6 protein-coding genes are annotated in these 5,370 nt (G+C 68.3%); 1 reads left to right on the top strand and 5 read right to left on the bottom strand.

The features are described 5' to 3' along the window. Positions 1-286: 286 nt before the first annotated feature. The 4 genes from ACESK5_RS18695 to pyrG form a co-directional block, all read right to left on the bottom strand. Positions 287-736: a universal stress protein gene (locus ACESK5_RS18695; protein WP_372913095.1), complete on the bottom strand. Its 450-nt coding sequence runs from the start codon at positions 734-736 to the stop codon at positions 287-289. A gap of 71 nt (positions 737-807) precedes the next feature. Further along, complete coding sequence (locus tag ACESK5_RS18690) at positions 808-1,137, bottom strand: CTP synthetase (protein WP_372913094.1); 330 nt, start codon at positions 1,135-1,137, stop codon at positions 808-810. Continuing rightward, a complete protein-coding gene (guaA, locus tag ACESK5_RS18685; RefSeq protein ID WP_372913093.1) occupies positions 1,134-2,051 on the bottom strand; it encodes a glutamine-hydrolyzing GMP synthase in 918 nt (305 codons plus the stop codon). The genes ACESK5_RS18690 and guaA overlap by 4 nt, the downstream gene beginning before the upstream one ends. Further along, positions 2,051-3,706: a glutamine hydrolyzing CTP synthase gene (gene pyrG, locus ACESK5_RS18680; RefSeq protein WP_372913092.1), complete on the bottom strand. Its 1,656-nt coding sequence runs from the start codon at positions 3,704-3,706 to the stop codon at positions 2,051-2,053. The genes guaA and pyrG overlap by 1 nt, the downstream gene beginning before the upstream one ends. 172 nt (positions 3,707-3,878) lie before the next feature. On the opposite strand from pyrG, the gene ACESK5_RS18675 reads away from it, so the two are divergent. Beyond that, positions 3,879-4,646 carry a PHP domain-containing protein gene (locus ACESK5_RS18675; protein ID WP_372913097.1) on the top strand — a complete coding sequence of 256 codons (768 nt, stop codon included), beginning with the start codon at positions 3,879-3,881 and terminating at the stop codon, positions 4,644-4,646. A 115-nt stretch (positions 4,647-4,761) separates the two neighbouring features. Here ACESK5_RS18675 and ACESK5_RS18670 read toward each other — a convergent pair whose 3' ends face one another. After that, positions 4,762-5,352: a hypothetical protein gene (locus ACESK5_RS18670; protein ID WP_372913096.1), complete on the bottom strand. Its 591-nt coding sequence runs from the start codon at positions 5,350-5,352 to the stop codon at positions 4,762-4,764. Between the last annotated feature and the right edge of the window lie 18 nt (positions 5,353-5,370).

The raw sequence follows: 5,370 nt of genomic DNA, 5'->3' as shown, positions 1-5,370 counted from the left end.
CTGTCCGGCGGGAGTCGCGGCGGCCACACCCGTCACGACGAGGAGTGCGGCCAGCGCGACGGCGACGGTTCGCTTCGCGTTCATCGCACCCGGTCCTGTGGCCCGAATGGGTTTCAATCCGGGTGACGAGAAACACGGGTTCGAGCCGTCCCGGCCCGATTTTATCCGAATTTACGCGGATTAATCCGGGCGAACGGTCGTGCCGACGCTGTCGCTGCCGCTGTCGGGGTCGACCGGCGGGTCTCGCGCTCGCCCGCGCCGGACGCGAACTGGTCGGCGAGTCCCCTCAGTCCGCGTGGCGGACGATGTGGATGTCGTACGCAGCGTCCTCCGAGAGGGGGCTCCCGACGCTCGAGAGGGGACTCGCGACCCGACCGGCGTTCTCGCTACCGACGAACAGTATCTCGGCGTCCTCCTCGCCGGCGACCTGGCGGATCTTCCGGACGACGTCGAGCGTCGTCGTCGCCACGGGGTCGTCCTCCCCGTCGAGCGGTTCGTAGCGGAAGCGGGCGTTCGGTGCCACCTCGTGGACCTTCTCCTCGAGACGCGCCGCGATGGCCTCGACCGTCGACGGGGTCTGTTCGGTGAGCCAGCCGTGCGCTGCGGCGTAGTCGGTGTCGTCGGGGACGACGGTCAGCGCGACCACCTCGGTGTCCATGAACGCCGCGAACTCGCTCGCGCGCTTCAGCGCCGCCCGCGAGAGTGGCGAGTCGTCGAACGGGACGAGAAGTGTCATCGGGTCGGTGTTCGAGACGTGCCGCAAGAAACCACCCGGTCACAGCGAACCCTGCCGGCTCGGTGGCGGGGCTACACCAGTTCGTCGGCGACGAGTTCCGGACTGAACAGCGCGGGGTCGAGCGCCAGGTCGGCCTGTGCCCGAGCGAACTCGGGAAGCGAGTCGGCGGCGTACGTCACCACGCGCACGTCCGGGTTGGCGTCCTTCGCCACCGAGATGGCCGTCGCGTCGTCCATGTCCGTCAGGAGGAGCACGTCGGCGTCCGCGATGTCGACTGCCGCGAGCGACCGCCGGGTGGCGACACCGTCGACTCTGCGCACCTCGGCGCCGGCCGCTTCGAGCGCCGCCGCGACCCCCGCGTCGTCCGCGCCAGCGACGACGATGCTGATTCCGGCGCTCATTCGTACTCGATGGTCGCCGGCGGTTTGTGCGTGACGTCGTAGACGACGCGAGCGACGTTCGGGAGGGTGCCCGTGATACGCGACTGGATGCGCTGGAGCGTCTCCCAGGGGAGTTCCTGCGCCCGCGCGGTCATGCCGTCTCTGGACTCGACCGACCGGACCGAGACCACCCAGCCGTGGACCCGGTTGTCGCCTTTCACCCCCGTCGCCTTGCCGATGACCGCGGCGAACGCCTGCCACGGCTCGTGCGCCTCGACCTCCTCCTCGACGATGTGACACGACTCGCGCGCCACCTCCAGTTTCTCCTCGGTGATCTCGCCGATGACCCGGACCGCGAGTCCCGGCCCGGGGAACGGCATCCGTTCGGAGATGATCTCCTCGAGGCCGAGTTCGCGGGCCACGTCGCGTACCTCGTCCTTGTAGAGGTCGCGGACGGGTTCGACGATGCCCTCGAAGTCTACCACTTCGGGGAGGCCGCCGACGTTGTGGTGGGACTTGATGTTCCCCTCCGACTCGATGCGGTCGGGGTAGATGGTGCCCTGGACGAGGTAGTCGGCGTCGCTCTCTCTGGCCACCGTCTCGAACTCGCGGATGAACTGCTCACCGATGACGTGGCGTTTCTCCTCGGGGTCCGTCACCCCGGCGAGGGCGTCGAGGAACCGCTCTTGCGCCTCGACGACTGTTAGCGACTCCATAAACGCGAACGTCTCGCGTATCTGGTCGGTCTCGCCCTTCCGCATCAGGCCGGTGTCGACGTAGACGGGCGTGAGGTCCTCGCCGAGTGCCTCGTAGGCCAGGGTCGCCGCCACGGAGGAGTCGACACCCCCCGAGAGGGCGATGATGGCGTGGGCGTCGCCCACCTCGTCCCGAATCTCGGCGACGGCCTCCTCGATGAACGCGTCGGCGTCGACCATCAGGCGGTCACCTCCTCTTCGGCCCGCTCGTCACGCTCGGTGAGGGCCGCCTCGAGGAAGCCGACGAACGCCGGCGACGCCCGGTCGGGCCGCGAGCGGAACTCGGGGTGGAACTGCGTGCCGAAGAAGAACGGGTGGTCGTCGCGTTCGAGAATCTCCATCCGGGGGCCGGCCGTCCCCGAGAAGACGAGTCCCTCGGACTCGAGTCGTTCGATGTACTCGGGGTTGACCTCGTACCGGTGTCGGTGGCGCTCGACGCAGGAGTCGCCGTACAGGTCGGCTGCGAGCGTACCCGGCCTGATGTCGGTCTCGTGCGCGCCCAGCCGCATCGTCCCGCCCATGTCGTCGAGTTCCTTCTGCTCGGGCAGGATGTCGATGACGGGATGGGGGGTGTCGGGGTCGAGTTCGGCCGAGTTCGCCCCCGTCAGCCCGAGGACGTTCCGCGCGTGTTCGACGACGGCCATCTGGAAGCCGAGACACAGTCCGAGGAACGGGACACCGTTCTCGCGGGCGTGGCGGACCGCCTCGATCTTCCCGTCGGTCCCGCGGACGCCGAAGCCGCCGGGGACGACGACGCCGTCCGCCGAGCGGAGGCGGTCACGGTGGTTGTCGCGCATCTTCTCGGCGTCGACCCAGTTGACGTCGACCTCGACGCCGAGTTCGATGCCGGCGTGCTTCAGCGACTCGTGGATGCTCATGTACGCGTCCTCGAGGCCGTACTTGCCGACGAGCGCCACCTCGAGCGGCTCGGCCTCGTCGGGGTTCCGGGTGACGAGTTCGCGCCAGCGGTTGTCGCGGTCGGCGTGGGGGAGCGCCTCGTCGGCGAGCGCCAGCCGCTCCATCACGTACTCGTCGAGGCCCTCGTCTTCGACCATCAGCGGGACGTGGTAGATGTCGTCGACGTCGGGGTTCGAGAACACCGCCTCGTTCGGGATGTCACAGAACAGCGCGATCTTCTCCTTCGTGTCGGCGTCGAGCCGCCGCTCGTTGCGGCCGACGATGATGTCGGGGTGGAGACCGATGGAGCGGAGTTCCTTCACCGAGTGCTGCGTCGGCTTGGTCTTCTGCTCGCCGTTCTTCGAGTCGGGGACGAGCGTCACGTGCATGAACAGCAGGTCCTCGTCGGCCTCCTCGCTGGCGAACTGCCGGAGCGCTTCGAGGAACGGCATCCCCTCGATGTCGCCGACGGTGCCGCCCACCTCGACGATACAGACGTCCGAGCCCTCGGCGGCCTCGCGGATGCGGCGCTTGATGTCGTCGGTGATGTGGGGGATGATCTGGACCGTCTTGCCCAGGTAGTCGCCGGCGCGTTCGCGCTCGATGACGTGTTTGTACACTTTGCCGGTGGTGACGTTGTGGTCCGAGGTCATATCGACGCCCAGGAAGCGCTCGTAGTTCCCCAGGTCGAGGTCGACCTCGCCGCCGTCCTTCAACACATACACCTCCCCGTGTTCGTAGGGGTTCATCGTCCCCGCGTCGACGTTGAGGTAGGGGTCCACCTTCACCGCAGTCACGTCGAACCCGGCGTTGGCGAGCAGTCTGCCCGTACTCGCGGCAGTGATTCCCTTTCCGAGTCCGGACATCACACCCCCCGTGACGAAAACGAACTTCCGACCCAGTGTCGGGTCGTACCCTGTTTCGGGCTCCTTCGGCATACCGACCATCCGCAACCACTCCTGAAAATCGTTTCGGGAGCGACCCCGGGTGTCACCGGCTCACGAACCGCATTCTGTGCCGAATTGACAGGTAGTTGTGGACGAACGTTCAGTAGCCGTCGAAAAATCCGACAGGTTCTCCACCCCTCGGTCGGTAGTTCGAGGCGTGCCCATCGCCGACTACCACGCCCACTCGAACTACTCCGACGGCCGGTTCCTCTGGTCGATGGCTCGTGCCGCCGACGCGGCGGGGTTCGAGGCCCTCGGTTTCGCCGATCACTGTACCGTCTCCGACCGCGAGGGTCCACGGCGCACTCGCGCGCGGATGGGATACAACCTCGACCGGACCTACGAGCGCCGCCGCGAGGCCATCGACGCCTTCGGCGAGCGGTTCGACCTGTCGCTCTACGACGCCGTCGAGATGGACTACGACCCGCGGGACGAGGCCGAAATCGGGGCGTTCCTCGCCGACGCCGACTTCGACTACGCCGTCGGCAGCGTCCACTACCTCGACGGCGTCAACGTCCACTTCGAGAGTCACTTCGCCGCGAAATCCGAGGCGGAGCGCCGCGACCTGGTCGCGCGGTACGTCGACAGACTCGTCGCACTCGTCGACTCCGGCCTGTTCGACGTCGCGGCCCACCCCGACCTGCTCGAACGCAACCCCGCCTTCCGGGGTCTGCTCTCGCACGACGACTACGTCCGGGTTGCGGAGGCGTTCCGCGACTCCCCTACCGTGCCCGAGATAAACGCCGGCCGCGCTCTCGACGACTACGGCGACGTCCACCCCACCGGCGAGTTCCTCGACGTCCTCCTCGACCACGACGTCTCGTTGACGCTCGGGACCGACTCGCACGCCCCCGACGAGCTGGAACCGCGGGCGCAGGAGTTGATGCGGGTCGCAGACGAGTACGGCATCGACCCCGTGCGCGTGGTGTAGCACGGCTGAGCAGGTCACGCTCGACAGGAGAGGACAGGCCACGCCCGACGGGAGGAACGGGTCACGACCGGCCGGAAGAACGGGTGGCCCGGCCGGGTCGTGAACCGTGGTGACGTCACGCGGCGTCGACAGCGGCACCCGGCGGGGTCGCCTTGCTCCACCAGACCACGCCCGCGAGGACGGCAGTGCCAACGACACCGAGAGCGGCGAACGCGGCCCCGGCGACGAGCGGGAAGTCGAACGCGGGACCGAGCGCGTGAAAGCCGAGGCCGACGCCGGCGAGGGCGAGCGCGTGTGACGGCGACTGTCGCCCACGGTCCGTCCGGTGCGCCACCCAGACCAGACCGGCGCCGTAGGCGACGAAGGGGAGTTCGAGAACCCAGTAGACGAACGGGAACCCGCCCGCGGCGTACGTTCTCAGTCGGTAGTACTCCCCGTCGTAGACGACGGCGTACAGGCCGTGGCCTGGGGCGGTGTAGTCGGTGTAGGCGAACCGCTCAGGGGCGTCCTCGTCCCCGTAGACGACGACCGACCCGTCGGAGTCGATGGCTCGCGCCACGACGGACTGCGTCTCCGGAGAGAGCTCCTCGAACCGGAGGACGGGCGTCTCCGGGTCGACCCGGTCGGCGTCGACCCGCTCGGCCGACAGCGAGACCTGCTCGCCCCAGTCGGCCATCGTCACCGGGGCGGCGACGAGCGTCGCCAGATCGGAAGAGCGTCGTGT

This window comes from Salinigranum sp. (assembly GCF_041641895.1).
Classification (GTDB): Archaea; Halobacteriota; Halobacteria; order Halobacteriales; family Haloferacaceae; genus Salinigranum.
Note: the sequence above shows the minus strand (reverse complement) of the source record. Positions and strands in the feature narration are given on the sequence as shown.